General features: G+C 47.7%; 17 protein-coding genes. 10 read left to right on the top strand and 7 right to left on the bottom strand.

Translation table 11 applies throughout. The features are described from left to right. Positions 1–24: 24 nt before the first annotated feature. A complete protein-coding gene (locus ACESLK_RS06960; RefSeq protein WP_372663854.1) occupies positions 25–7,032 on the top strand; it encodes a cadherin-like beta sandwich domain-containing protein in 7,008 nt (2,335 codons plus the stop codon). Positions 7,033–7,278: 246 nt separating this feature from the next. Beyond that, positions 7,279–8,751: a L,D-transpeptidase gene (locus tag ACESLK_RS06955; protein WP_372663852.1), complete on the top strand. Its 1,473-nt coding sequence runs from the start codon at positions 7,279–7,281 to the stop codon at positions 8,749–8,751. A gap of 7 nt (positions 8,752–8,758) precedes the next feature. Here ACESLK_RS06955 and ACESLK_RS06950 read toward each other — a convergent pair whose 3' ends face one another. Then, the gene (locus tag ACESLK_RS06950) at positions 8,759–8,902 is read right to left on the bottom strand and encodes a hypothetical protein (protein ID WP_372663850.1); all 144 of its coding nucleotides are present in this window, start codon (positions 8,900–8,902) and stop codon (positions 8,759–8,761) included. Between the two features lie 236 nt (positions 8,903–9,138). On the opposite strand from ACESLK_RS06950, the gene ACESLK_RS06945 reads away from it, so the two are divergent. The 3 genes from ACESLK_RS06945 to ACESLK_RS06935 are packed head-to-tail and all read left to right on the top strand — an operon-like array spanning position 9,139 to position 11,493. After that, entirely contained in the window at positions 9,139–10,233 is a 1,095-nt protein-coding gene (locus ACESLK_RS06945) for a quinone-dependent dihydroorotate dehydrogenase (RefSeq protein WP_373228546.1), read from the top strand. 11 nt (positions 10,234–10,244) lie between these two features. Continuing rightward, on the top strand, positions 10,245–11,048 hold the full coding sequence (gene yjbM / locus ACESLK_RS06940; RefSeq protein ID WP_372663848.1) for a GTP diphosphokinase: 804 nt from the start codon (positions 10,245–10,247) through the stop codon (positions 11,046–11,048). A 1-nt stretch (position 11,049) separates the two neighbouring features. Then, positions 11,050–11,493 (top strand): DUF309 domain-containing protein, encoded by a 444-nt coding sequence (locus ACESLK_RS06935; RefSeq protein ID WP_372663846.1) that lies wholly within the window; start codon positions 11,050–11,052, stop codon positions 11,491–11,493. 93 nt (positions 11,494–11,586) lie between these two features. Here ACESLK_RS06935 and ACESLK_RS06930 read toward each other — a convergent pair whose 3' ends face one another. Both ACESLK_RS06930 and ACESLK_RS06925 read right to left on the bottom strand, forming a co-directional pair. Beyond that, entirely contained in the window at positions 11,587–12,042 is a 456-nt protein-coding gene (locus ACESLK_RS06930) for a PCYCGC motif-containing (lipo)protein (protein WP_372663844.1), read from the bottom strand. Next, on the bottom strand, positions 12,042–12,545 hold the full coding sequence (locus ACESLK_RS06925) for a thioredoxin family protein (RefSeq protein WP_372663842.1): 504 nt from the start codon (positions 12,543–12,545) through the stop codon (positions 12,042–12,044). The genes ACESLK_RS06930 and ACESLK_RS06925 overlap by 1 nt, the downstream gene beginning before the upstream one ends. 151 nt (positions 12,546–12,696) lie before the next feature. On the opposite strand from ACESLK_RS06925, the gene ACESLK_RS06920 reads away from it, so the two are divergent. Together ACESLK_RS06920 and ACESLK_RS06915 are read left to right on the top strand one after the other, a co-directional pair. Next, complete coding sequence (locus ACESLK_RS06920; RefSeq protein ID WP_372663840.1) at positions 12,697–13,545, top strand: pseudouridine synthase; 849 nt, start codon at positions 12,697–12,699, stop codon at positions 13,543–13,545. Beyond that, on the top strand, positions 13,542–14,333 hold the full coding sequence (locus ACESLK_RS06915; protein ID WP_372663838.1) for a Cof-type HAD-IIB family hydrolase: 792 nt from the start codon (positions 13,542–13,544) through the stop codon (positions 14,331–14,333). Before ACESLK_RS06920 ends, ACESLK_RS06915 begins: the two co-directional genes overlap by 4 nt. Before the next feature lie 117 nt (positions 14,334–14,450). On the opposite strand, the gene ACESLK_RS06910 is transcribed toward ACESLK_RS06915, so the two are convergent. From ACESLK_RS06910 to ACESLK_RS06900, 3 genes are all read right to left on the bottom strand, one after another. Next, positions 14,451–14,543 carry a sporulation protein YjcZ gene (locus ACESLK_RS06910; protein WP_116059015.1) on the bottom strand — a complete coding sequence of 31 codons (93 nt, stop codon included), beginning with the start codon at positions 14,541–14,543 and terminating at the stop codon, positions 14,451–14,453. Positions 14,544–14,787: 244 nt separating this feature from the next. Next, positions 14,788–15,738, bottom strand: coding sequence for a phosphoglycerate dehydrogenase (locus ACESLK_RS06905; RefSeq protein ID WP_372663836.1), 951 nt, complete (start codon positions 15,736–15,738; stop codon positions 14,788–14,790). Between the two features lie 11 nt (positions 15,739–15,749). After that, positions 15,750–16,898, bottom strand: a complete 1,149-nt coding sequence (locus ACESLK_RS06900) for a GGDEF domain-containing protein (RefSeq protein WP_372663834.1) — start codon at positions 16,896–16,898, stop codon at positions 15,750–15,752. A 138-nt stretch (positions 16,899–17,036) separates the two neighbouring features. On the opposite strand from ACESLK_RS06900, the gene ACESLK_RS06895 reads away from it, so the two are divergent. Genes ACESLK_RS06895 through ACESLK_RS06885 form a run of 3 tightly spaced genes read left to right on the top strand, consistent with a single transcriptional unit; the run spans position 17,037 to position 22,724 of the window. After that, positions 17,037–18,197: a glycosyltransferase family 4 protein gene (locus ACESLK_RS06895; RefSeq protein ID WP_372663832.1), complete on the top strand. Its 1,161-nt coding sequence runs from the start codon at positions 17,037–17,039 to the stop codon at positions 18,195–18,197. 6 nt (positions 18,198–18,203) lie between these two features. After that, on the top strand, positions 18,204–19,487 hold the full coding sequence (locus tag ACESLK_RS06890) for a metallophosphoesterase family protein (RefSeq protein WP_372663830.1): 1,284 nt from the start codon (positions 18,204–18,206) through the stop codon (positions 19,485–19,487). A 24-nt stretch (positions 19,488–19,511) separates the two neighbouring features. Then, entirely contained in the window at positions 19,512–22,724 is a 3,213-nt protein-coding gene (locus tag ACESLK_RS06885) for an AAA family ATPase (RefSeq protein ID WP_372663828.1), read from the top strand. Here the strand turns inward: ACESLK_RS06885 and ACESLK_RS06880 are convergent. Next, complete coding sequence (locus ACESLK_RS06880; protein WP_372663826.1) at positions 22,639–23,766, bottom strand: YkvI family membrane protein; 1,128 nt, start codon at positions 23,764–23,766, stop codon at positions 22,639–22,641. The two genes, ACESLK_RS06885 and ACESLK_RS06880, sit on opposite strands and share 86 nt — an antisense overlap. Positions 23,767–23,796: the final 30 nt, after the last annotated feature.

Here is a 23,796-nt window from a genome sequence, read left to right as displayed (position 1 = left end):
ACAATATTAGGGAGAGTAAACCGTATGGTGCGTAGAGGACTTATTCAATTTATGGCCCTATTATTGGTGGCATTACCGCTTATTGGCGTTTTTGCCGAGAAGTCGTCTGCTGCTTCTTCGCGAGTGGCCGTCATAAAGGGAATGAAAGGAACCGTCAAGGTTAAAAAATCCGGCGGCTCGAAAGAATTTACGGCATTTGCTAAGATGAGCCTGAATGAAGGCGATGTTCTAAAGACAGGAGCGGGTAGTTCTGCCGTTCTTCAATTTGCCAACGGTACTTCCGAAGACGATAAGATGACGGTTGCGGCGAATACAACTCTCACGTTTTCCAAGCTTTCCAACAGCAAAGGAACCAGCACCAAAGTGAGTATGTTCAACGGTTCAGCATGGGTGGACGTCAAGTCGATTACTTCAAAGAACGATGAGTTTTCATTGGAAACCCCAACTGCCATCATGGGCGTTCGAGGAACACATTTGCTAGTTTCAGTCGATCCGGCTACTGGCGCTACCCATCTAACGGTTGCAGCAGGTGTTGTCTCGGCTGCTTCTACAGGTTCCGGCAGTTCAAAGTCCATGGAAGTATATCCGACACAAAATGCATTATTTACTGAAGATGAGCAGGGGGGCACGGAAATTACAATTGCCCCTGTTGATCTTCAGCTTCTAATGGAGCAAAATGATGCCAGTATCGTACAGGCTATTCTGGAAAACTCAGCAGCCATTATCGCGGAGAATGAACAGTTTGTTGCAAGATATGAGAATGAGGGGATTCCTGGCTCTCTGGGCAGTTCCCAAGAAGATCTCGCTCGATTTAAATCTAACACGGAGAACCTTCTCGGTGCTATTGCCGATCAAGCCCTGAAAAGCGGTTTGCTTACTCAAGAGAGATTGGATCAGATAATTAATGAAGTGCAAAGTCAATCAGGAATTACAGTAGATTTAAACAAAAAAGCTCTTCAATTAACTGAGGAAGAGCAAAAACTTAAAGAACAACAGCGCCTTAAAGATGAAGAAGCTAAAAAGCAAGCGGCAGAGAAAAAACAAAAAGAGGAAGAAGAACGAAAGAAAAATGTGGAATTATTGAAAAAGCTGGAGGATGAACGCAAGAAGCAAGAAGAAGCAAATAAAATAGCGGAAAAAGCGAAGAATCAGAAAGCTCTGGAGGAATATCAAAAAAAGCTAGCTGATGCAGAAAAAAAGCGGTTTGATGACGAGAAGAATAAGCGGGAACAGGAAGCTAATAAAGCAAATGAGGCTGCTTCTGCATCGCCTAGCCCTTCACCGTCCCCAGTTCCGGTTCCGGTTCCGAATATACCGCCGGTTTTGTCAAGTAATGCTAATTTGAGTGGGTTGTCCATGTCGAATAGTGCTATATCTTTCTCGCCGGATACGTTAACTTATTCGGTAACGGTTTTAAATTCGGTTAGCAGCATTACCGTTACTCCAACGACGCCAAGCGGAGCTAATTCTGCCGTGAAAATAAACAACGTTTCGGTTGCGAGCGGTGCTGGTAGAATAGTAACTCTTGGTAGTTCCGGATCTGTAACTCCGATTACTATTGTTGTAACTGCCGAGGATGGGACGACCACTAAAACATATAATGTATCCGTTCAACGCAGTCTTGTGAGTACTGTAAGCTTACCTGTGGAGTTAACAAGCTTGGGAGTTACGTTTAATCCTTCGCAAAGAAGCTATATTGTACCGCCTGTATCCGGAACTACGAATAACCTCAACATGACATTCGGTTCTGTAGAAGACAATGTGCTAGTTCAGGTATCGGTCAATGGAGCTTCTGTTGGAACATATAATACGGGTTCATCTTTTAATGTACCTTTGGCGACAGGAAATAACGAAGTCGTCGTTGGAATTGCCAATAACTCCGGCACAATGGTGGGCATTGGAAGTAGTTTTGCGTCCACTGATTACCGTTTCCTAGCAGCTACAACGACGACAGTCAACCAAACTTATACATTCCAGGTATGGCGTACAACGTCCGAAGAGACGACTGATTTCTTAGGCGTGGATGCATACAACTCGGATTTGACGGCTAAATACAACTTGAATGGCGTATCTGGGATTTGGAGTGGAATGATTCCTACTGATGTGGCGGCTGTTGATCTGAAGTTTTATCCGAGAGATCCTGCCAACAAAATTGTTTTGAATGGTACAACAGCATCTTATAGGTATGGGGAACAGGTTAGCGTTGCACTGGGAAGCCCAGGTCAGTTGACTACCCTTCAATTCGATATAATAAGCGCAAATGCGACGAAGTTGAACACTTACTCAGTTAAGTTAACAAGAGCAGCTTCGAATGTAGCAACGCTTAGCGATTTGAAAGTGAACGGCGCAGCAGTTCCCGAATTCACAGCAGGTGCGGGAACGTCTTCGTACACGCTGGATGTTGCGAATAACGTGACGAGCGCGACGGTTACTTTGGCTACAACTACAGACCCGAATGCAACAGTTGATGTAACGGGTGAAGGTTCGCTTGCTGTCGGAAACAATACGCTGACTGTTAAAGTCACTGCTCAAGATGGAACAACAACGAGCACGTACACGATTACAGTAATTCGAGCGACATCCAGTATAGCAACGCTTAGTGATTTGAAGGTGAACGGCGCAGCAGTTAACGGATTCACAGCAGGTGCGGGAACTTCTTCCTACACGCTGGATGTTGCGAATAACGTGACGAGCGTAACGGTGACACCGACGCCGACAGATCCAACCGCAACGGTAACGGTTACGGGCGGGGGAGCGTTGGTTGTTGGTGACACCACGATTACAGTTGAAGTAACCGCTCAAGATGGAACAACAAAGAGCACGTACACGATTACAGTAAAACGTGCAGCTTCGGATGCAGCAACGCTTAGCGATTTGAAAGTGAACGGCGCAGCAGTTCCCGAATTCACAGCAGGTGCAGGAACGTCTTCCTACACGCTGGGTGTTGCGAATAACGTGACGAGCGCGACGATAACAACGACCCCGACAGATCCGACCGCAACTGTGAGAATAGATGGTAACATTGTCGCGAGCGGATCGGAAAGCAGTCCTATCTCTTTGACAGCGGGTGTCACCCAAACGATTACCGTAGAAGTAAAGGCGCAAGATGGCACGACGACCCAAACTTATACACTCCATGTTACGCGCGCCGATATGACGAATAATGCGAATGTGAGCAATATCTTGCTTAATGATGCATCGAATAACCCAATCAACGGGTTTACGTTCTCGCAAGATATTTCCGAACCGGGAGTAATTACCCTCCAGGAAAATCTGACCCAAATGAAATTGTCCGTATCGACAGAAAGTAATGCCGCATTAGTACAGGTGATCTTTAATCATCAGGAAATAACGCCTTCCGGTGGGATTTACAAGTTGCCTTTAAATCAAAACATAGAAGATTTAGTTGTTTCCGTGAAGTCCGGGGATGGGACGGCCCACCGCTATTATCATTATGTCTTTACTAGAGGGACAGACACAGTCTCCGATGCAAGGCTGTTTAATTTGAATGTGGAGCTTGGGGACAGCGAATATGATCAGTGGAGCCCATCTTTAATCTATTTTGATAAGAATGTGACGGAATACTACATTTATGCGGATAGCGGACAGCCTGAAATTCGCTTAATGTTAGATACTTACAACGATTATGCCAACATAACGAATGTTTATTACGGTGAAGCGACCCTTGCGAAGGGTGATGATGGTTACTACTCGGCCGCTGTGTATGAGGGCGAAAGTACGATCGTGATCTCGGTTCTTTCTCAGGACGGTAATACAACGCAGAACTATTATGTAAATATCCATAATGAGCCGCCGCTAACGTTACCCCGCACCGTTACGGGTTGGAACACGACTTTTACCGGCGGTACGATCGACTGGCAGTACCAAGGATTACATCGATTCTCGGCGCAATTGCTCGAGCAGATCACCTCGTTCGATATGTTATTGAATTTTGATACAACGAAAATAAGTAAGATCCAGCTTACAAATGTTTATAATGAGACATCTGTTCCAATTGAGTGGGAAGCTACGGATGTGTCAAGAACAATCCCAGATGTACATGAAGGCTACAACATTTATAACATTTCCATGTACGATCAAAATGGATACAACATTGACAACTACACATTGGTTTTATATGTTGGCTCCGATCCGCAGATTTCGACTGAGGGAATTCATTTTTCAGACGTTGATTACAACTACGTCGCATACTCCGAAGCGGGAGTGGCCAACGGACAACTATCATTGTTTGTCCAGACCGATAAGGACATGATTCTTCTGTCCCCATATTTCGGTTCAGAATATTATTATATCGACAATACTGCGGTTATTCTGAATGGAGAGACGTTGTCTGCAGATGGTTCGTACTACTTGCACCTCAACCCCGGTATGAATGAGTTGCTCATTAAGATGAAAGATTTCAGCGGCTTGTTCGCCAGTACGATACAAGGTTCAATTTTCAGCGGCACTTCAATGCCTGAAGAATTCACGATTGGCGGCATGTCAGCGACACTGTCGGATGGGACGCCGGTCGATAGTGCATCTATCACGCCTTATGTCGAAAAGTTCTCGGTTGCGTCGAATCAGAATACGGTGAAGTTTTTCCCTAATTATTCGGGTACCAATGATGTCTTCGTTTATCAAAATGGCGTAGAGCTGCTCCCGAATACGGACCATTCCTATACCGTCTCTTATGGAGAGGGACAGTTGGACGCTCATGTTGTCGTACGTGTGGAAAATGCGGATCGTCAATTCGTGTCCTACCAAGCCGAGTTTGAAAAAGCGGGGTTGGTTTATACGACCGAATGGACTTCTAAACTGACATCTGATTCGACCAACCTGGTATGGTATCCAGTCCTCACTGCGGATGATTATATGAACTCGAATAATTTGTTCACCGTGATTCCAAGCGATCAATCTTCAATCCAAATGACGATTGTTTTGGAATCAGATGCAACGGCGACTATGTATACGTCGGATTACCAAGATATTAGCCTATCAAGCTCTGCAGGAAATACGATTACCATTACTAACCTAGTGGAAGGTTACAATCATCAATCGTTTACGATTTACCCTGGCGGAGATCAAGCACCTCAATACTACTCTCTGGAGATTCTGCGAGGAGAGCCCGCCTCCTATCAGGTCAGTTTGCAGGAGCCATACGGCTGGGATAAAGAGCATAGCGAGGGATTGAATTTCTTAGCAGTTGACGAACACTCTTTTCTCAAAATCCTGCCCGAAACTACCAATATAAATTCTTTTGATTTGTATTTCTATAGAGGGTCTGCAATCGCTCGTTCTGAGGTGAAATTTAATGGTATTTCGATCCTAGACCAGTATGGTTCTTACTCTATCAACGGACTTAATATCGGTTGGAATGATATTGATGTTACGAATTATGATTTGAGCGGCAAATATCCGGCCTACTATAAGATAAGTATTTTTGTCGGGGATTTACCTGCGGATTTCGCGATTACTGAATGGAACGCGATCGACAACTTGGGAAATCCCGTGTTCCCAAGTTCTCTAGGCAGCGACTTGCATTACAATGCTTTGGTATCAACGAGCGCAACTGAGGTTGTGATTTCTCCAAGTTTGGTATCCGGCAGCACTATTGAAGATGTTTATGTCGGGAATTTGAAGATCCAGAAAGTTGAAAATTATTACTCCATTCCCTTGGAACCCTATTATATGACTACTTATGCGCGAGTCATGGTTCGAGCTGCGGATGGGCACTTGATTCCGTATGATCTGTTGTTTAACCGAGATACGCAGTCGGATGCGTCGTTGAACTACCTTAATGTGAATGGAGTTGATCTCGACCTAACAGGCGGGACAACAAATTTCTATTATGACGCCGGCTCATTGGAGAGCGTGAGCATTTATCCTTATGCCTCGAATGAATATGCGAATGTACAAATCGGTGAATCCATAGTCGACAGAGGTTATTCTTACACAGTAGGTGTTCAACCAGGTGACGATAATGTAATCGTAATTCAGGTTAGGGCAGCAGATGGGGTTACCGTCAAGGAATACACGATTCATGTCAATCGAGCTTTCACGTATGATGCTTCCATAACAAACTTGTGGGCGCAAGGATTGGATAATATGGATTACTACGCATACGTCGACGACTATTCAGGTGATTATATCGTACAAAATGTTCCAAATAGCGTGGATGAAGTAAGATTGATCATTTATGCTGCACCGTTATCAACCGTATATGTAGATGGTGTACTATATGATATAAACTACCCGGTGCAGGTGGCATTGATCAAAGGGACCGAGAATGTATTTCACTTAGAGGTTGTAGCGGACGACGGTCTAACTACGCAATTTTATACGCTTAAGGTTCAAAGCCAGCCTAGCGTAACAGCAAGCCTAGAATACATCAACTTAGACGGTTTACTTATCGATGGTTTTTCTCAGGCAACGCATGTGTATGAAATGACGTTGCCGTATAATACATTGACTGTCACATTGTCTTTACAGTCAATAGATCCTTCTACATTGGGAGAAGTAAGTCTCAACGGAATAGGTGTAACGGGGACGAACGGTAACTACGACCTAGACTTGATTGCTGGAGAAACAAACACAGTAAGCATATCAGTCGTTGCCCAATCGGGAGTGATCTATTATTACACTCTCTATATTACTGAATATCAGAACACGGATACCACAAACACGGATACGACAAACGCAGATACGACGCTAAGCAGCTTATCTCTCGTGGAACCGTACGAGTATACGGGAAATGTGTACTTCTCTGATGGAATGTATCATCTAAGTCTACCGGGAGAGATCAGTAGCATTGTCTTAAATCCGATTCTCGGAACGGGACAATCGATTGCGAATTCTTGGAGAATCGACGAATTTGACGTTTCCCAGCCACTCGAATGGTCCGGATCCGGTTACTACGTGGCATTGAACTCGGCGGAAACGCACATTTTCTTTAATGTGATGTCAGCCGATAGCTCAACGACGGGAACGACCGAGGTCATTGTAACTAGGATGAGTCTTTTAACCCAGTAGGAGTGACGGAATGTATACCAAAATTATGTCCTCCGAGCATATGGTCACCGATTGATGGGACATATACATCCCTAAACCGTTTATACACAACGTTTTATTATGGCGTACCAATTAATTGTTTCCTGCTATCCTGTCGTCTTCTATATTCAAAGAGAGCTGGCGTTTGTACCTACCGTACATTCGTCAGCTCTTATTAATTTTAGTGTATCCTGCCGATATAAGAAGAGAGGAAACGAGGTGACCCCTATGGGCAAAGACAGCAAAGAATCGCGCATAGAGGAGCAGATACAACACTTTTATGACAATGTTCCTAATGTGGGGGATTCCTTGCCGCTCAAGGATTACCTTCTCAAGCATGAGGATAGCCGTATGGCGTGGTATTTACTCGGCAAGGAATACGAGGGTCAGGGAGACCAGTCCAAAGCGATATATTGTTATGCCCAAGCTGGAGAAATCTATGAAGCATTCGAATCCAAACCTGCTCCTATATTGCCTGATAGTTCATCCAAGTCGAAGAAAAAACGCGCTCTGTGGAAGTGGGCGTTAGGCATTATTATACCGTTAGCCCTAGTTGGTCTATGCGTCGCCGCTATCCAAGCATTCATGCCAGAAGAGAGTATGCAAGCATCATCGCAATCTGAATTCGGAGAGACGTCTTCGCCCTTTGAAACAAGCCAAACAGCAAGCGGTAAGCCTTCTATATTGCCTGCTAATATTATTCCACCGGATAGGATAGCAGGAGCCTCGGATTCAGTTGAAGAGGGACACAGCATACTTGGAGCGCTTCTCACGATAGACCCAGTCTCGCAACCTCGTTTGCTGGTTAAAGCTCCTGCACTCGGGAAATGGAACGATTGGGTGAAGAGCGGTAAGCTCATTGCATCTGTAACCTCTGAGAAGGAGTCAGGCACTGCTGGCGTTAATTGGTACGATCCCAAGTGGTGTAATTGCAAACCTGAAGATGGGTCTGCAAATCAGAAGCTCGTTCAGAGCTGGAAGCCTATACAGGAAGAGAAGCTCGTGATGCGTTCGGCGATGATTCGATATCGAGAGCAGACTGGAAGCTGGCCATCCAGTCCGGAAGCGGTGGCTGCGGATTATCCGAATAACACGATGTCAGGCTGGTCGGACAATATGACACCGTGGTTCAATGAGCTTAAGGCAGTGCTTGAGAATAAGAAGGATGGTAAAATTCCGCAAATGATTCAGTGGCCCGAGAATACAGGTCCAGAATTCGGTCATGGAACACCATCTGGAGCGTTCTCCTCCCTAACGGAGCAACCGTTATCGATCATCGTTGATAAAGAAAAACATCGATTAGCTGTCATTAGCGGAAATGTTCTTCTGAGGAATTATGAGGTAGGGCTCGGTGGCGATAAGACACCTGAGGGCAGCTTCGTCATTACAGAAAAGGTTAAAAATCCGAATGGCAAAAGCAATGGGGTATTCGGCAGTCGCGGAATGACGCTCTCAGATAGCCAGTACGCCATTCATGGAACAGATGAGCCCAATAGTATGGGGAAGGACGAATCATTGGGCTGTGTCAGAATGACTAAGGAAGATCTGGAAGAGCTCTATGATCTTGTGAGTATCGGAACACCTGTTACTATTGCAAAAGGAGGTTTGCCTATCGAGCTGCGTGCACCACCGGAAAGATTCCGATTAAAGAGCACGCAAAACGAGACAAACCCCCAAAAAATCTATAACTGGTTAAATTAGAACAAAGTTAAACGTCTAAAATAAGCAACGTAGCCATGACCACGATAATAACTCCAATAGCCACCCCAACCCATATAAGCGCCTTCTTGTTTATTTGATCTTTCTGTTTAGGGCGTGGAGTAACGGGTGGTCTTTTTTTGGCTGTGCTCATGTTAATCAACCTCTCTATCATATCATTCGGAAACTTCCTCCATTGTAATCGTTTTCTAGGCAAAAGACTAGACTTGCAGCGGCAATTTTACCCCGGAATTAGGGCCAGTCCTATTACACCGGGCACAATGCTCTTTTCTTTTCCATTGGAAAAGGCTAAACTGTTACCCGAAAGGTTTTCTCTAATTATTCCTATACTGAATATCGCTTTGTTCTCTTGAAAGGATGCTGAACTCATTGTTGTACAAAATGGCCAAACCCTTCTTGTTTAAGATGGACCCTGAGGCTGCCCACCATTTGATCGTGGATGGGATGGGCACTGCTGCCAAAATTCCCGGGGTTTCCTCGATTTTATCCGCTGTCTGGGGAACGAAAGCTTCCGAAGAGCTAACTGTAGATTTGTTCGGCCTTCATTTCAAGCACCCTATCGGTCTTGCAGCAGGGTTGGACAAGAACGCTAAGGCAGTTGCAGGCTTATCCAGAATTGGTTTATCTTTCTTAGAGGTAGGAACCGTAACCCCCGTAGGCCAGGCCGGTAATGAACAGCCTCGGCTCTTCAGACTGCCGCCGGATGAAGCCCTCATTAACCGAATGGGCTTTAATAATGACGGTGCGGATGTCATGGCTCAGCGGCTATCTAAGCTGCCGCGCCGGAGAATTCCTCTTGCGGTGAACATTGGCAAAAACAAGCTGACTCCCAACGAGAATGCAGCCGATGATTATCGTGCTTGTGTGCAGAAGCTTTTTCCTTATGGAGATTTCTTCGTAGTGAATATTAGTTCTCCAAATACGCCAGACTTGCGAGCTCTGCAGCATGGAGATGATTTGCGTTATCTTCTGGATGCGGTAAAAGATGAAATGGAGAAGCAAGCAGAACGCCATGGTGCTTTGCCGAAGCCCATCCTAGTAAAGATCGCTCCCGATAACTCCGAGGAGCAGCTTACGTATATGGCGCAAGCTATTCAGCTTAGCGGGATGTCCGGAATTATCGCAACGAATACAACGATAAGCCGGGATGGATTATCGCATGGAAACGCAGCGGAAGCAGGAGGTCTGAGCGGCCGGCCGCTAACGCACCGTTCTACGGAAGTCATTCGCAGCCTATATGCAATCACGCAAGGAAAACTTCCGATTATCGGATCGGGCGGCATATTCACTGCAGACGATGCGTATGAGAAAATTCGAGCAGGAGCATCGCTTGTCGAGGTGTATACCGCGCTCATCTATCGCGGACCGGGCTTACTGAAGGAAATTCATAGCGGGCTCAGACAAAGACTAAAGAAAGATGGTTATACTCGTATTACACAAGCGATCGGTGCGGATCATCGTTAGGAGGAATACCGATGGACGGAAGGGATTGGGGGAAGTTCTTGCTTCCCTATGAACAAGCGGCTGAAGAGCTTAAGGTAAAGCTAAAGTCACTGCGCGCAGAACTAAAGGCACGCGATGAATATGCTCCAATCGAGTTTGTCACCGGACGGGTGAAGCGGGTTTCGAGCATCTTGGAGAAAGCGCGCCGTCTTTCTGTGCCACTAGATCGGATTGAAGTAGGCATAGAGGATATCGCAGGTATCCGTATCATGTGTCAATTCGTAGATGATATATACCGGGTAGCGGACCTAATCCGACAACGGAAGGATCTAAATCTTGTTTACGAGAAGGACTATATTACAAACTATAAGGAAAGCGGCTATCGGAGCTACCATCTGATCGTTGAATATCCCGTGCAAACATCGCTGGGGTCTAAGCCGGTGTTGGCTGAAATACAGATTCGTACGTTGGCGATGAATTTCTGGGCGACAATCGAGCATTCGCTTAACTATAAATATCGTGATAAGCTGCCAACCCATGTGCGGGAAAGATTACGGAAAGCTGCAGAAGCCGCATTCCAGCTTGATACGGAAATGTCGAGCATCCGTCAGGAAATCGTAGACGCTCAGCAGGAATTCGAGGAAAGCTCCGTTATTGTTCGAAGGGTGTTGAATCAAATTCAAGAGCTTTATTTCTTCCGGCGGGTGAGGGAGGCGGCACAATTTCAGCTGAAGGTCAACGAGCTATGGGAGCAGGATGATTTGTGGGGATTAAAGGAGCTGTCTCAAGAGATCCAAGCAGCCTTAGACCGGGCAGGCAAAGGCGGCTCTTCTTAGCATGACCAGCGCTGAGAGAGAGGTTGATGGTTTGTCTGCAGTGAGAAGCGACTCCCGCTTTTTGGCTTTTATTGCTCACTTCAACGGGGACCGTGATTATTACGAGTGTCATGAGGTAATGGAAGAGTTGTGGCTGGAGCAAGGCCGGAGTCCTCTTCTTCAAGGGCTGCTGCAGGCCGCGGTCGGCTTGCATCACTGGGATAACGGAAACTACTCGGGTGCCGTTAAATTGATGTCTGCATCTCTCGCCAAGCTTTCTCGATATGGAGATTATGCTCTTGGACTGGATTTGTTGAAGGTTCGCAGTGATTTGAAGATAGCTTTGGATATATTGTCAAAGAGGCCGGATGATGCCCCTCTTCATGCCTTTATGCTGAATATATCCGATGGATCTTTGGCGAATGCGGTGAAAGCATGGGAGAAACTGAATGGCGCGAGTGATTGATTAGTTACCTATGGCAAAAAGCGTCCGATGAAGAGTTCAGAACTTTTCATCGGACGCTTTTGAGTTTTATTCTCGTTGGCTGGACTCTCGACCTTAGACGTTCGGGTTGAAGTTTTTCTCGATCTGTTGGCGGATTTCCTCAGGCGACTTGCCTTCCTTGCTCAGCTTTTCGATCATCACTAATTCCTCGGTGCAAATACCGCATTGGCCGCTATGATCCGTCCATGTGATGCCTGTCTCGTCCTTGCTTGCAACATAGCAGCGAAGCAAGGAAACGTGCGGGTCATCCTCATACTCCATACATCCGCAGTAGCAGTTGATCATCTTCATGATCTCCTCGTATTCACCGACGACAGAGTAAAGATGCTTGGTGCGTCCCGAGTAATTTTCCAAGAAGGAAGGCATGTCCGCATAAGAAGCTTCGTGTTCCCAATTCTCATTGCCATGCCGATGGGGCTCACTTTCTTTGGAGCCGCCGCCGCATGCTGCAAGGATTATCCCGCATGTTAATACAGCCGCAGGAAGCGCTAGAATCCACTTAGCCTTCATTAGTCGTTACCCTCCGGTTTATGCTTGTTAAAGAAAGCTTTGAAGTCGTCAATCGCGTAGCCGTCGGTTGTCCCGGTCTCAGCTATTCCGCCTTTCATGCGCTCACTCTCGACACCGTCTTTATAATAAATCAATGTCGGGGTTGCCTCGATATTCATTTTCCCGAAATACGCTTCAAACTCACGCAGGTTAAACTGGTGCAGATTGATGCCAAGCTCATCCGCAAGCGGCTTCAATAGCGGTGTGGTCACGCGGCAATGCGGGCAATCGGAGGCGAAGTAATAGACGAAGAAGCTTTCCTTGTTCGCAAGCTTTTCCTCCAAAGTGTCGGGAATAATGATATTGTTATAGTTAGGATCGTTGAGGATTTCCCGAGTTGCCGGGTAAAGATCATCTGAGGGTTTTCCGTAGACAGTATCTGGTTTAAGATTATTCAGAACTACAAGTGCGATAATCAATACAGCAAGTATACCGAAAAAAATAGACAATTTTTTGGCGTTCATTGGCAATACTCCCATCTAACCGAGTTTTTTTGGGGTGAAAGCTGGACAAGTCCAAGCATCTCTTTTACATTATACCTGATAAGGTTGTTAGGCAAAATGGGGTTAATCGTATTGACATGAAACTGCCCTAAAGAAGGAAGAAGGTCACAAAATGAAAGCAACGATGCGATTAGATAAAATGCTGGGGAATTTGGGCTATGGTACAAGAAGTGCTGTTAAAATACTCATCCGGCAAGGTGCGGTTACGGTTAACGGAAAACAAGTAAAGGATCACGGACTTCAAATTAACCCTAATCAAGATGAGGTTGTTCTCGATGGGGAAACGATCCAATACCGCGATACGGTTTATATACTCTTGCACAAGCCCGCAGGCGTCGTCTCCGCTACGGAGGATAACAGGGATCGTACCGTAATCGATTTGCTCGACCCAGATCTAACAGTACTTGCTCCTTTCCCGGTTGGACGACTGGATAAGGACACTGAAGGCCTGCTTCTGATTACCAATGATGGTAAACTCTCGCATGAGCTGTTATCTCCTCGCAAGCATGTGCCTAAGACCTATCGTGCGCTTGTTGCTGGCACTGTTGGACCAGAGGATGGAGTTGCATTCTCCAAGGGCGTAACGTTAGATGATGGCTATGTGACGATGCCTGCGCAGCTGCGAGTATTGGCGACAATGGATCCTAATGCGCAGGGAGTAGCAACTGCTGAAGAGGGCGGACACATTAAGGAAATGACGGATGCAATCCATTTTGCCCCTAAACCAGAGGAATCTATATCTGAATTTACACTATGTTGGATTGAGCTTACGATCCACGAAGGGAAATTCCATCAAGTGAAGCGTATGTTCGAAGCCGTTGGCAAGAAGGTTCTGTATCTTCGCCGCATTGGCATGGGGCCGCTAAAGTTGGATGAATCGCTTGCCCCCGGGGAGTGGAGGGAATTAACGGAGGAAGAAGTGGAAAGCCTGCGCAACTACCGGAAGGATGGAAATGGATGAATTATCGGTTAATCGCATTGGATATAGATGGAACGCTGTTAAATGACGATCATGAGTTAACGCCAAGGGTGCGGCATGCTGTTCGCGCTGCTTCGGAGCAAGGGATTGAGATCGTGCTTGCCACTGGCCGCGGCACGACAAGCGCCTTGCCTGTCCTAGCGGAGCTGGGATTGAAAGGCACGATAATCACGCACAACGGAGCTTCCGTTGTGAATAGTCAAACATATGAAGTGCTGTATGACACACAAATATCCCATGAGCTCGCCCATCGATATGCGACTTTCTTAAGGGAGCGGGGTATTCATTTTGACATGAATACAGCCTTTGACTTATATGTAGAAGGGATGTCCGAAGAGACCGCGGAGATGTATCGCAAGCTTCTGGCTCGTCCAATCATACGTGAGAAGGAGCAAGGTTTCCCGGATCGTATGGTTAAGATGTCCATCTATGCCCCAAAGCAAATACTCGACGATGTCGAGAATGAGTGGGTGGATTGGCAGCATGAGCTTCAGGCGGTGCGAAGCGGTGATTTTTTTATCGATGTACAGCACTTGCACGCTACTAAAGGAAAAGCGCTTGAGAAGTTAGCGTTGCTAAGAGAAATTCCACGGGAACAAATATTGGCGTTAGGCAATTATTATAATGATATCGGCATGATCGCCTATGCAGGATGGGGAGTCGCGATGGACAATTCTCCTCTTGAAGTTAAGGCTGAAGCGGATGAAGTGACCGTATCTAACAATGAGAACGGCGTGGCAATCGTATTGGAGCAGCGAGTACTGAGTTAAACTCGGGGAGCGTCAGGCTCTAGGTTGTCCGATCTAACGTTAAAAAAAAGCAAGCCGGTGATTGCCGAGCTTGCTTTTTTTGCGCACGGTTAGAGGGATTTACGCTTAATCCCGATATTAGTAACCAGCGCGCAAGATGATGACAAGCAGAATGAACAGGACCAGCACGAAGGCTGCCGATGCATAATATCCGCCGACTACACCGGACATGCAAATTCCTCCTTCATGAATAGATTATTGTAGGTATCCCGAAGCGGTTTACAGCGATAAGGCTGTTCCGTTCTTCGGTATACTCTATTGTATGATTCAGGGAGTCTGCCGATTGGACATTTAACCCGTGGCAAACGTTTTTGGGTAAATGCGGATAAAGGCCGATGAAGGGGAATCAGGAGTCTAAACGGTCGGCTGGAAAATAAAGGAGAACCGACAGGAACAATTCGGTTCTCCTTTATTTCTAGTAGCTATGCTTGTAGTCGACCAGGTTGCTTCTGGGTTTTCCTTCAGCTAGATAAGCCTGCAGATTAGGAAGGAAGATATCAGCCATTTTCTGCTTGTAATGATCTGTCCAACCCCCGATATGGGGAGTAATGATGACATTATCCATCGTCCAGAGCGGATGATCGTTAGGCAGCGGCTCCGTCTCGAAGACGTCCAACCCTGCGCCTGCAAGGGTACTATTCTGCAAGGCTTGCACTAAGTCAGCTGTGTTGACGGAAGCGCCGCGGCCGAGATTAAAGAATAGCGTCTCCGGTTTCATTTGTTCGAATCGTTGGGCATTAAACAGATGATGCGTTTCTTCAGTATGTGGCAGCACGTTCACGACAACATCACTTTGCAAGAGTACTTCATGCAGAGCTTCCATTCCATACATTTCATGAACGCCAGGCACAGGAAGACCGCTGCGTCTAACGCCAAGTGTTCTCATACCGAATGCGCCGGACAGACGAGCAATCTCCGCACCGATGGTGCCAACGCCGATTATCGCTATTGTTTTGCCTGATAGCTGACTATAATGCTCTGATGGCATCCAATTACGATCGGATTGATTACGTATGGCATGGTGTAAGTTACGGCTAAAGGCCAGCAGCATAGCGAAAAACGTCTCTGCCATCGACACGGGATGAATTCCGCTGGCGCTGGTCAAGTAAACTCCGTGTTGCTCGAGCTTATTCAAGGGCAGCTTATCTATGCCGGCCGAGATCGTCTGAACCCACTTTAGCTTACAGCGGCCCTCTAACGCTTCCGCAACGGAAGAATTCCATCCGCATATCACTTCTGCTTCAAGATATTGCTCTTTGCTCATTTCATTAGCCTTACCCGAGACAATCGTCCAATCTGGGGCGATTTCGCGTATTTGCTGGACTTGCTCGGGCTTGAATTGAAATAAAAGCATCATGGTCGGCATGAAATTACCTCCTAGAGAACTGCATAATCGGTGACTCGGTTCTTACCTGTTGTTTTACTATTATACATGGCTTGGTCTGCTTGTTTCATGAGAGTTTCCGCTGTATCGCCGGGATTGGCAATGCAAACCCCGACGCTGACCGTCACGAGGCTTTCCTTTTCGGTCCGCGAACGAATGGCTTCGGCGATTTTCAGTGATGTTAATCCTGGGCCAACGATTAGCGCTACGAGCTCTTCTCCGCCATATCGTCCGGCTAGCCCGACTCCTTCAGTCTCTTCCATGAGGATAGCAGAAACCTGCTTGAGTACTCCGTCTGCTTTATGATGTCCGTGTGTATCATTCAGTCTCTTAAAATTATCAATATCGCAGAAAATAACGCCCAGAGGACGACCGGCACGCAGAGCCTGATCCAATTTCCCCATGAAGTATCTTCGATTGAACAGATTCGTCAGACCATCGGTAATGGAGGAGCGATAAACGGATTGTAAAACCTCGACGACTCTCTCGAATAACAATAAGAACAAAAGGATGTAATAAACAACCGGCAGCAGATCTGCCATCGTTCCATAGAAGCGGGAGCCTGGAACCCAATAGGTTGCTGCAATGACAGACAAATGCATAATAAAGGAAACGATGAGGCTCATCATGTATTTGCGCGGTTGACCGATGTGCGGTGCAAACATCAGCACAAATAACGGACTGAGCGCCAGCAAGAAGCCATCCAGCCCTGGTGTAGATTGAATGGTGTTCGTCCATGCTTGCTCGGCCCCAGAAGGCCCCGGAAGGATATCTCCGACTGCGATGAGAAGCCCGGTTACGAGTAAGACATAAAACCAGAGGCGTGTCCGAGGCCTGCGGCGATGATATAACTCAAAAACAGCGAAATTGATGACAATAAATGCATATACTTGTAGGAGCTTCCCCGTAAAGGTCAAAACTAAGGCCAAAGAGGTCGCGGAGGAAGCAAGGCCCAGCGAGATGGCCAACTGAAGCAGCTGTTGAATGAGAATGAAAATAAGAGAAATCAACAGAGTCTGATAAGCCGTCTTGCGATTATTACCATAAAGGCGGTAGGACATAAACAGCATCAGCGCTACGATTACAACAGCCATAGCGGAGGAGAAAAGGAGACCTAAATTGTCCGAAGAAAGATTGGGCATGCGCGCGAAGTGCTCCTTTGATTAATTTGCATAGGTTGCAGAACATATGTTTCTAATATATCATATTTTTGATAGACTAAGAGCATAACCTATTTATACTAAATCGCCTAGAGAGTCGGAAGTAAGGAGGAATCGCTTATGAACATCTTGCAGGCACTGTTTTTTCCCCCGGAGCAACCGGGAGGCGTTTCGTCCATGGTGCCCTATATCAGGGAGCGGTTCCGTAAAATCGGCTGGCAAATGGAAATGTTCTCGCTGCCGAAACGAATCCGCAACAAAGGACATGAAGAGATTGAATTTGCAACGTTCGATTGGCTGCAATATGCAGGGAATACAACGATAGACAAATACATTCAAACCTATAGGGATTACATCTGGTGGGTGAAATTACGACTAACGGGGCAAAGATTCGATCTCATTCATGCGCATCATCCGATAGCGGCACTTGCCATGAAGCATATTTATCCAGATACTCCCGTGCTAATGACGATACACTCCAGCTATGAGCGAGAGCTTATTCTTAACGGGCGTATTGCCCAAGATGGACCCGAGCATCGATTCTTGACTTCCATCTATCGAGAGCTTGAGCAGCAGACGGATCGGATTATGACGGTATCGCAATCATTCGCCCAATATGTGGGTGCTTATCTGAAGCAACCGGAGCTTATTAAAGTTATTCCGAACGGATATGACGAGAAAAGATTTAAGCCTGTCCCCCATGAGAACGAGGTAACCCAGCTCGTTACAATATGCCGTCTTGTACCTGCCAAAGGTCTTGATATCTTGCTTCGCGCCTGTGCGGAGCTTTCGAGAAGAAATTGCCCTTTCGTCCTGCACATTATCGGAGATGGTCCGATCAGGGAAGAGCTCGAGGGCTTGTCTCAGCAGTTAGGCATCTATGACAATACTATTTTCTATGGCTATATGCTTCACCCTGAAGAGCTCATGCCTTTCTTCGATGTATTCGTATTGCCGTCGAGAGCGGAAGCGTTCGGCTCCGTGTTCGCTGAAGCAGCGTTATGTTTGCTTGCTCTCGTAGGTACAGACGTCGGCGGGATTGCGGAGCAGATTGAGAATGGACAGAACGGTCTCCTCGTGCCGTCGGAGGACCCAGAGGCTTTAGCCGATGCGCTGGAAACGGTTATTAACGATCCCCATTTCCGCTATGAAATGGCCCGCGCAGGCTGGAACAAAGCGAAGAAAACTTATTCGCTTAACCGGGTTATCAGCGAGCTGAAGCGGATATACACTTCCTTCGACAATGGCATTTCGCAAGGGACACACAAACAGGAGACGTGATCTCATATGGGAGCTCCCTTTACATTTATCCATGCGGCGGACCTTCATTTGGATAGTCCCTTCAAAGGGCTGACCAAGGTGCCGGATGCTGTCCGAGAGCGATTGCGGGAATCGACTTTTACAGCGCTATGGCGGCTATTGGACATTGCGAAGCAAGAAAAGGTTGATTTCGTTGTGCTTGCGGGAGATTTATTCGATGCTGCTGATCGATCCCTGCGTGCGCAGCTCAGGCTTCAGCGGGTTCTCGCAGAGATCGCAGCGCTGGGCATTCAAGTGTTCGTCGTCCATGGTAATCATGATCCCGAGAGCGGAAGGCAAGCGAAGCTAGATTTACCGCAAAGCGTTCATGTGTTTGGTTCTAGTGAGGTTGATTGCCAACCTGCTTATACCCGCAGCGGTAAGCTTGCGGCTAATGTTTATGGTATCTCTTATGCGACTTCTGCAGTCACCGACAATTTGGCGCTCCGCTTCAGGATTCGGGAGGGGGCGCCTTTTCATTTGGCGCTGCTGCATGCAAACGTAGATGGGGATCCCTCCTATGACAATTACGCGCCTTGCAAGTTGGATGAGCTCGTTTCAGCCGGCTTTCATTACTGGGCGCTAGGTCATGTTCATGATCGCAGAACTTTACACGAATATCCCCATGTTGTCTACCCAGGCAACCTTCAAGGACGCAGCATACGCGAAACGGGAGGTAAAGGTGTCTATGTTGTCTCGGTCTCTGACTCGGGGTCCATTGAGATGCAATTTCGAGATCTTGCAGATGTGTTATGGCAGGAAATCGTTGTCTCTATTGAAGGTATGAAGCGAGAGCAGGAGCTTAAGAATCGCCTGCTTACGGCGTTAGAAGAGCTCCGGCAAGAAACGCAAGGTCGTCCTTCTATTGTACGAATTCGATTGGAGGGCCGGGGAGTGCTGCACGATCAGCTATTGGACCCGAGTATTGCGGAGGAATGGCTTGAAGAGCTAAGAGACTGGCTAGGCGTGCCAGAAGAGACGGAAGCTTGGTTATGGCCGGAATCCCTTGCTGTACGAACAAGAGGCCTCTTGGAGCTGGATACCCTTGCGGAGGAGGACGGATTCGTTGGTGAACTCGTTCGTAAGGGGAGGGCGGTTGCGCAGCGACCAGAGGAATTGAGAGCATGGGTAGAGGATGCGATGGATTCTCTTCGCAAGCAACCGAGAATTCGCGAGTGGTTGGAAGCCAGAAGCCATGAGGAACGCGGGCAATGGATTGAACGGGCGATGGAGATATCCGTCTCTCTGTTAAGGGATGAGGATGCGGGTTAAACGGCATAGAGTGGGGGAAACGGGATGTTTATCCGAGAGCTTCAGTTGGACGGTTACGGTGCGCTACATGGCTTGAAGCTTCAGTTAGAAGCCCCCGTTACCGTCATTTATGGTTCTAACGAAGCCGGTAAAAGCACGGTTCTACGGTTTATCCGGAGCATGTTATATGGCTTCCCGACACGTAAGGAGCCCGTTGAGCGGGGGGAGCCCGTATTCGGAGGGCGTCATGGGGGCCGGTTACGCCTTTCTGATACATCAGGGCATGAATTTGTACTCGAACGTTATGCCGAAAGGGGTAACGGACTTATTCTGCGTAACGAGAGTGGAATAGAAAGAGTGATGGGTCAGGCGGAATGGGAGCGCCTAATGCTGGGTGGAATCTCTGAAAGGTTATTCCGTCAGCTGTTTGCCGTGTCATTGAATGAGCTGCATGAGCTGCGGTCTCTTCAAGGAGAAGAGGTAGGAAACTACTTGTACCATGCGGGATTGGCCGGAGGCTCCGCTCTTACAGCCGCAAGACGTAAGATTGCTTTGGAGATGGATCAACTATACCGTCCCAGAGGAACGACGCAGGAGTTGAACCGTCTGCTTGCCGCTATGAAGGAAATCGAGACGTCGATTCGTCAAAGCCGAGACAGCATTCAAGCTTATAACGAGACCAGGGATGCTTTGTTACAAGCTCAGCACCGGCTGGAGCTGTCTGAGCGCAATCTCCCAGTGCTTCGCATACAAGCCGTTAAGCTGCAGAGTGCTTATGAATTAAGGGAATGGTGGCTAAAGCGAGAAGCTTTGCGGATGGAAGAATCAGATATGCGAGAGCAGCTGCCCAATCCGGCGGCACCCTTGTTGGCGGAGCAAGCTTGCACTGCTTGGGCAGAACTAAGAAAGAATAGAATAGAAGCAACAGATCAGCTTCGGAAGACTCAGGATGCCGCAGCGGACCTTAAGGCTATGCGCGAGAAATTGTCGTGGGATGACGAGTTGGCAACCTTACTGCCGGAATGGGAACGCATGGAGGCTCATCGGGAAGGAATGGCAGCCAGGCGGGATGAAGCTGCAGAGCTGGAGTCCGAGCGCCGGATGTTAGATGAGACTGTCAACGGTATTCTCTCAAGAATATCGGGGGAATGGGGGGAAGAAGAGCTGCTGCTTTTCGGAGGAATGGCAGCCGAACGTGAGATGGTTCGCCGTTTGCAGCAGACATGGGAGGAGGCTGAACGAGCCTCGAATAGCCTGCAGGCTGATATTCGGAGAATCGTCCGGCAGCAGGAGGTGCTGCAGGTGGAAGCGGGTTCTGTTAACCGTCATTCACGGCTTCAGGATGAGGCTTCTTCGGCTTTTCCATTCGGGATGTTCGTTCCTCGTACACGTGTTGCGCTTCTGCAAGCTTGGCACAATGCAGAGGATGCAAGAAGAAGCTATGAACGAGTGAGGTCGAGCAATCGGCAACCTAAGACGGTATATACACGCACCAGCAGTCCGCGCACGACAAAAACGAAGTCGGCAAGAAATCTGTATGCAGCATCCGGAGTACTTGGGTTTACCGGAGTTGCTGCAATCGTGGTTATAATAATTGGCCGTGAGAGCAACTTACAGTCTTGGTTCTATATTTTAGCCATTCTTCCGCTGCTTCTATCGGTTGGACTTGGAGCTGCGGCCTTTCGCCGCCATTCGGGAAAAGATGACGAATATGCCGTTTCGATCCGGTCCCAGCGTAAACAGGTTGCTGATCGGCTGCGCCAATTGATAAATGATCCCGAGACCTCGGCAGCAAAGCTTATTCCGGAATATCCGGATACAAGCATGTCGGCAGACACAGCCGCACCGGATAATGAAGATATCCTCTGGTCACAGCTTCGCGAGGCTGTACATGAACAGCTGGGTCGGCTAGAGGAGGTCGATCGCGGGAGATCTAAGCAGCAGGAGCTTGATAGTCGGTTACAAGAGCTGCAGCTAGAAAAAGAGCTTGCAGAACGAGATGCCATGAAGCAGGATGAACGGATAGACGAGCTGCATTCTCAGTGGCAAATATGGCTGCAAGCCCGTAAGCTGCCCGCTCATCTGCTGCCTGAGACCTTGCCGGAGCTGCTCGGTTTGGCTGAGCAAGGGCAAGCTGTACTGCGTCAACGTCAACGAGTAAAGGATCGCTCGGATATGATATTAAGGACGATCAAGGAGTATGAGCAGTCGGCTAATCAATTGTTCGAACGCTGCCCTCCACCCGAGAGTGTTCGTACGGATGTTATTCAATCTGTTCAGTGGTTATATCGTGAGGCGATGAAGCAGCAGTCGGTGAAGGAAGAAGCTGCCAGGCTCGAACGCGAGCTGCAGAAAGCGGAGGCTTTGGCCCAAGAGGCGCAAGTATTGCTAACGCTTGCGGATCGCTCAATAAGTTCTCTGTTCCATGATCTGCAAGTGGCATCTGAGGCTGAACTTGAGCAGCGAATACATATCGATACGTGCTGTTTAACGCTGCGTAGGGAAGCGAGAGAGATAAGCATTCGATTAGAGTCTGGACGAGATCAAGCAGCCCAGAACGAATTATATGAGCTGCTTCATACACATGATGAAGCTACCCTTGTCAGTCTCTTAAGCGAGCAGAAAATGAGATTGACTGAGGAGGAAACTCATCGATCTGAGCTGCTAGATCAGCGGGGACGTTTTACACAAGAGCTCGAAAGACTTCGAACAGATGCCGAGCTGGAAGATAAAGGGATGAGACTTGGACAATTGCAAAGTAAGCTGGAGCAATTAAGCGAAAGGTACGTTATTCTCGCCCTCAGCAATTATCTCATTGATCATACAAAATCGGTCTTCGAGGAGGAGAAGCAGCCGGAGGTGCTGCAACGCTCATCTCGGTATTTGCAGCAAATGACTAATGGAGCATACATTCGTATTGTAGCTCCCGGGGACAATCCTTTGTTACTTGCAGAGACGCAGGATCGGCGGTTATTGGACAGCGCTTTTTTAAGCCGGGGTACCCAGGAGCAGCTTTATCTGGCTATGCGCTTTGCCTTATGTGATGCAGCAGCTCCCGAGCATCCGCTTCCTTTACTATTGGATGATTTATTCGTGCATTTCGATGAAGGACGATTGAATCACACGTTACCTGTATTAGAGGACTTGGCGAGAACAAGGCAGGTTCTATTATTTACGTGTCACTCACATGCGGCTCAGACAATAGCGGCCGGGATTCCATCCGCGCAGCTGCTGCATCTGCCGGGCCGGGGGGCGTAGGCCCCCTTGGCGGCCGGGAACGATCTCGGCTGATTAAGAATAGCCAGCCCAAGCTGAGCAACCCGAAAATCGGATATAGAGTGGACAGCAACGCTCCGAATCCGAATTGTCCGGCAAGGAAGCACAGGAGTAATAACATAATGGTTAGCATTCCTTGTGAAGCTTTGGTTCTCTCGTGCACCTGAAGCGTTAAACCGTATATATCTGCGACTAATGTCGTGAAGATTTCCATGAAGATAAGCAGTACAAAAATCCAATGAAGCCAAGAACCCAGTTCTCTTGCAATTCCCCCCATGGGGATTTCGAACTGTGCGATGCCCGGCATACGGGCGGAGAGCGCGAAATGTCCCGCCAGCAGCAGCAGGCCGATGCCGATTCCCCCCATCCAAGCGCCTCTTCGTAGAATACGGGTATCCCCGATCATGGCTCCGAGCGGGACAAGGACAGCTTGGGACATTGATAAGTTAAAAGCTGCATATAGGAAAGGAGATAGCCAGGCTGCCCATGGAGATAGCTCATTAGGGGTAGATAACCAGTGCGGGGAGCTCGGATAACGCAGGGTTTCAAAAACAAGAAATGCGGTAAAGCCGATCATCAGAGGGACAACAAATGTATTGATGGTCAGAATGGCGCTCATACCTTTGCGCAGCAGCATGAAACAAGCAAACATCGTGACAAGCAGTCCAGTTTGGTAGCTCAAATTTAGATGCTCGGAGAATACAGATCCTGCACCGGCTAGCATAACAGCATTTACCCCGAGAAGGACGAACAGCATCAGGTTGCTTACCCAACGTCCGGTTTTTTCCCCGAATAAGTATTTATTCAGATCTTCATAGGATTTGGCCTTCAAATCGGCGGCAAGAAGCATGACTCTAGCGCCAATCCATACGAAGAAAAGAGTAGATAAGATAATAAGGTATGGCCCCCAATATCCGAAACGTGTGAAAAATTGCATTACCTCTCTACCGGAAGCAAACCCGGCACCGACAACGGTCCCGATAAACGTTAACGCAACTTGAATGCTTTTGGCCCACTGCTTCATTACCTGGAACCTCCTGCCCGCCTTGTCCGT

The sequence above is a fragment of the Cohnella sp. genome (assembly GCF_041640265.1).
Lineage (GTDB): Bacteria > Bacillota > Bacilli > Paenibacillales > Paenibacillaceae > Cohnella.
The sequence above is the reverse complement of the archived record's forward strand: the minus strand, read 5'-3'. Positions and strand labels throughout refer to the sequence as shown.

Bases quoted from the DNA above. Each gene is read 5' to 3' on its own strand.
- ACESLK_RS06915 (WP_372663838.1), top strand. From the start codon at position 13,542: ATGAATTATCGGTTAATCGCATTGGATATAGATGGAACGCTGTTAAAT.
- ACESLK_RS06920 (WP_372663840.1), top strand. From the start codon at position 12,697: ATGAAAGCAACGATGCGATTAGATAAAATGCTGGGGAATTTGGGCTAT.
- ACESLK_RS06925 (WP_372663842.1), bottom strand. From the start codon at position 12,545: ATGAACGCCAAAAAATTGTCTATTTTTTTCGGTATACTTGCTGTATTG.
- ACESLK_RS06960 (WP_372663854.1), top strand. From the start codon at position 25: ATGGTGCGTAGAGGACTTATTCAATTTATGGCCCTATTATTGGTGGCA.
- ACESLK_RS06895 (WP_372663832.1), top strand. From the start codon at position 17,037: ATGAACATCTTGCAGGCACTGTTTTTTCCCCCGGAGCAACCGGGAGGC.
- ACESLK_RS06890 (WP_372663830.1), top strand. From the start codon at position 18,204: ATGGGAGCTCCCTTTACATTTATCCATGCGGCGGACCTTCATTTGGAT.
- ACESLK_RS06955 (WP_372663852.1), top strand. From the start codon at position 7,279: ATGGGCAAAGACAGCAAAGAATCGCGCATAGAGGAGCAGATACAACAC.
- ACESLK_RS06930 (WP_372663844.1), bottom strand. From the start codon at position 12,042: ATGAAGGCTAAGTGGATTCTAGCGCTTCCTGCGGCTGTATTAACATGC.
- ACESLK_RS06950 (WP_372663850.1), bottom strand. From the start codon at position 8,902: ATGAGCACAGCCAAAAAAAGACCACCCGTTACTCCACGCCCTAAACAG.
- ACESLK_RS06905 (WP_372663836.1), bottom strand. From the start codon at position 15,738: ATGCCGACCATGATGCTTTTATTTCAATTCAAGCCCGAGCAAGTCCAG.
- ACESLK_RS06885 (WP_372663828.1), top strand. From the start codon at position 19,512: ATGTTTATCCGAGAGCTTCAGTTGGACGGTTACGGTGCGCTACATGGC.
- yjbM (WP_372663848.1), top strand. From the start codon at position 10,245: ATGGACGGAAGGGATTGGGGGAAGTTCTTGCTTCCCTATGAACAAGCG.
- ACESLK_RS06935 (WP_372663846.1), top strand. From the start codon at position 11,050: ATGACCAGCGCTGAGAGAGAGGTTGATGGTTTGTCTGCAGTGAGAAGC.
- ACESLK_RS06910 (WP_116059015.1), bottom strand. From the start codon at position 14,543: ATGTCCGGTGTAGTCGGCGGATATTATGCATCGGCAGCCTTCGTGCTG.
- ACESLK_RS06880 (WP_372663826.1), bottom strand. From the start codon at position 23,766: ATGAAGCAGTGGGCCAAAAGCATTCAAGTTGCGTTAACGTTTATCGGG.
- ACESLK_RS06900 (WP_372663834.1), bottom strand. From the start codon at position 16,898: ATGCCCAATCTTTCTTCGGACAATTTAGGTCTCCTTTTCTCCTCCGCT.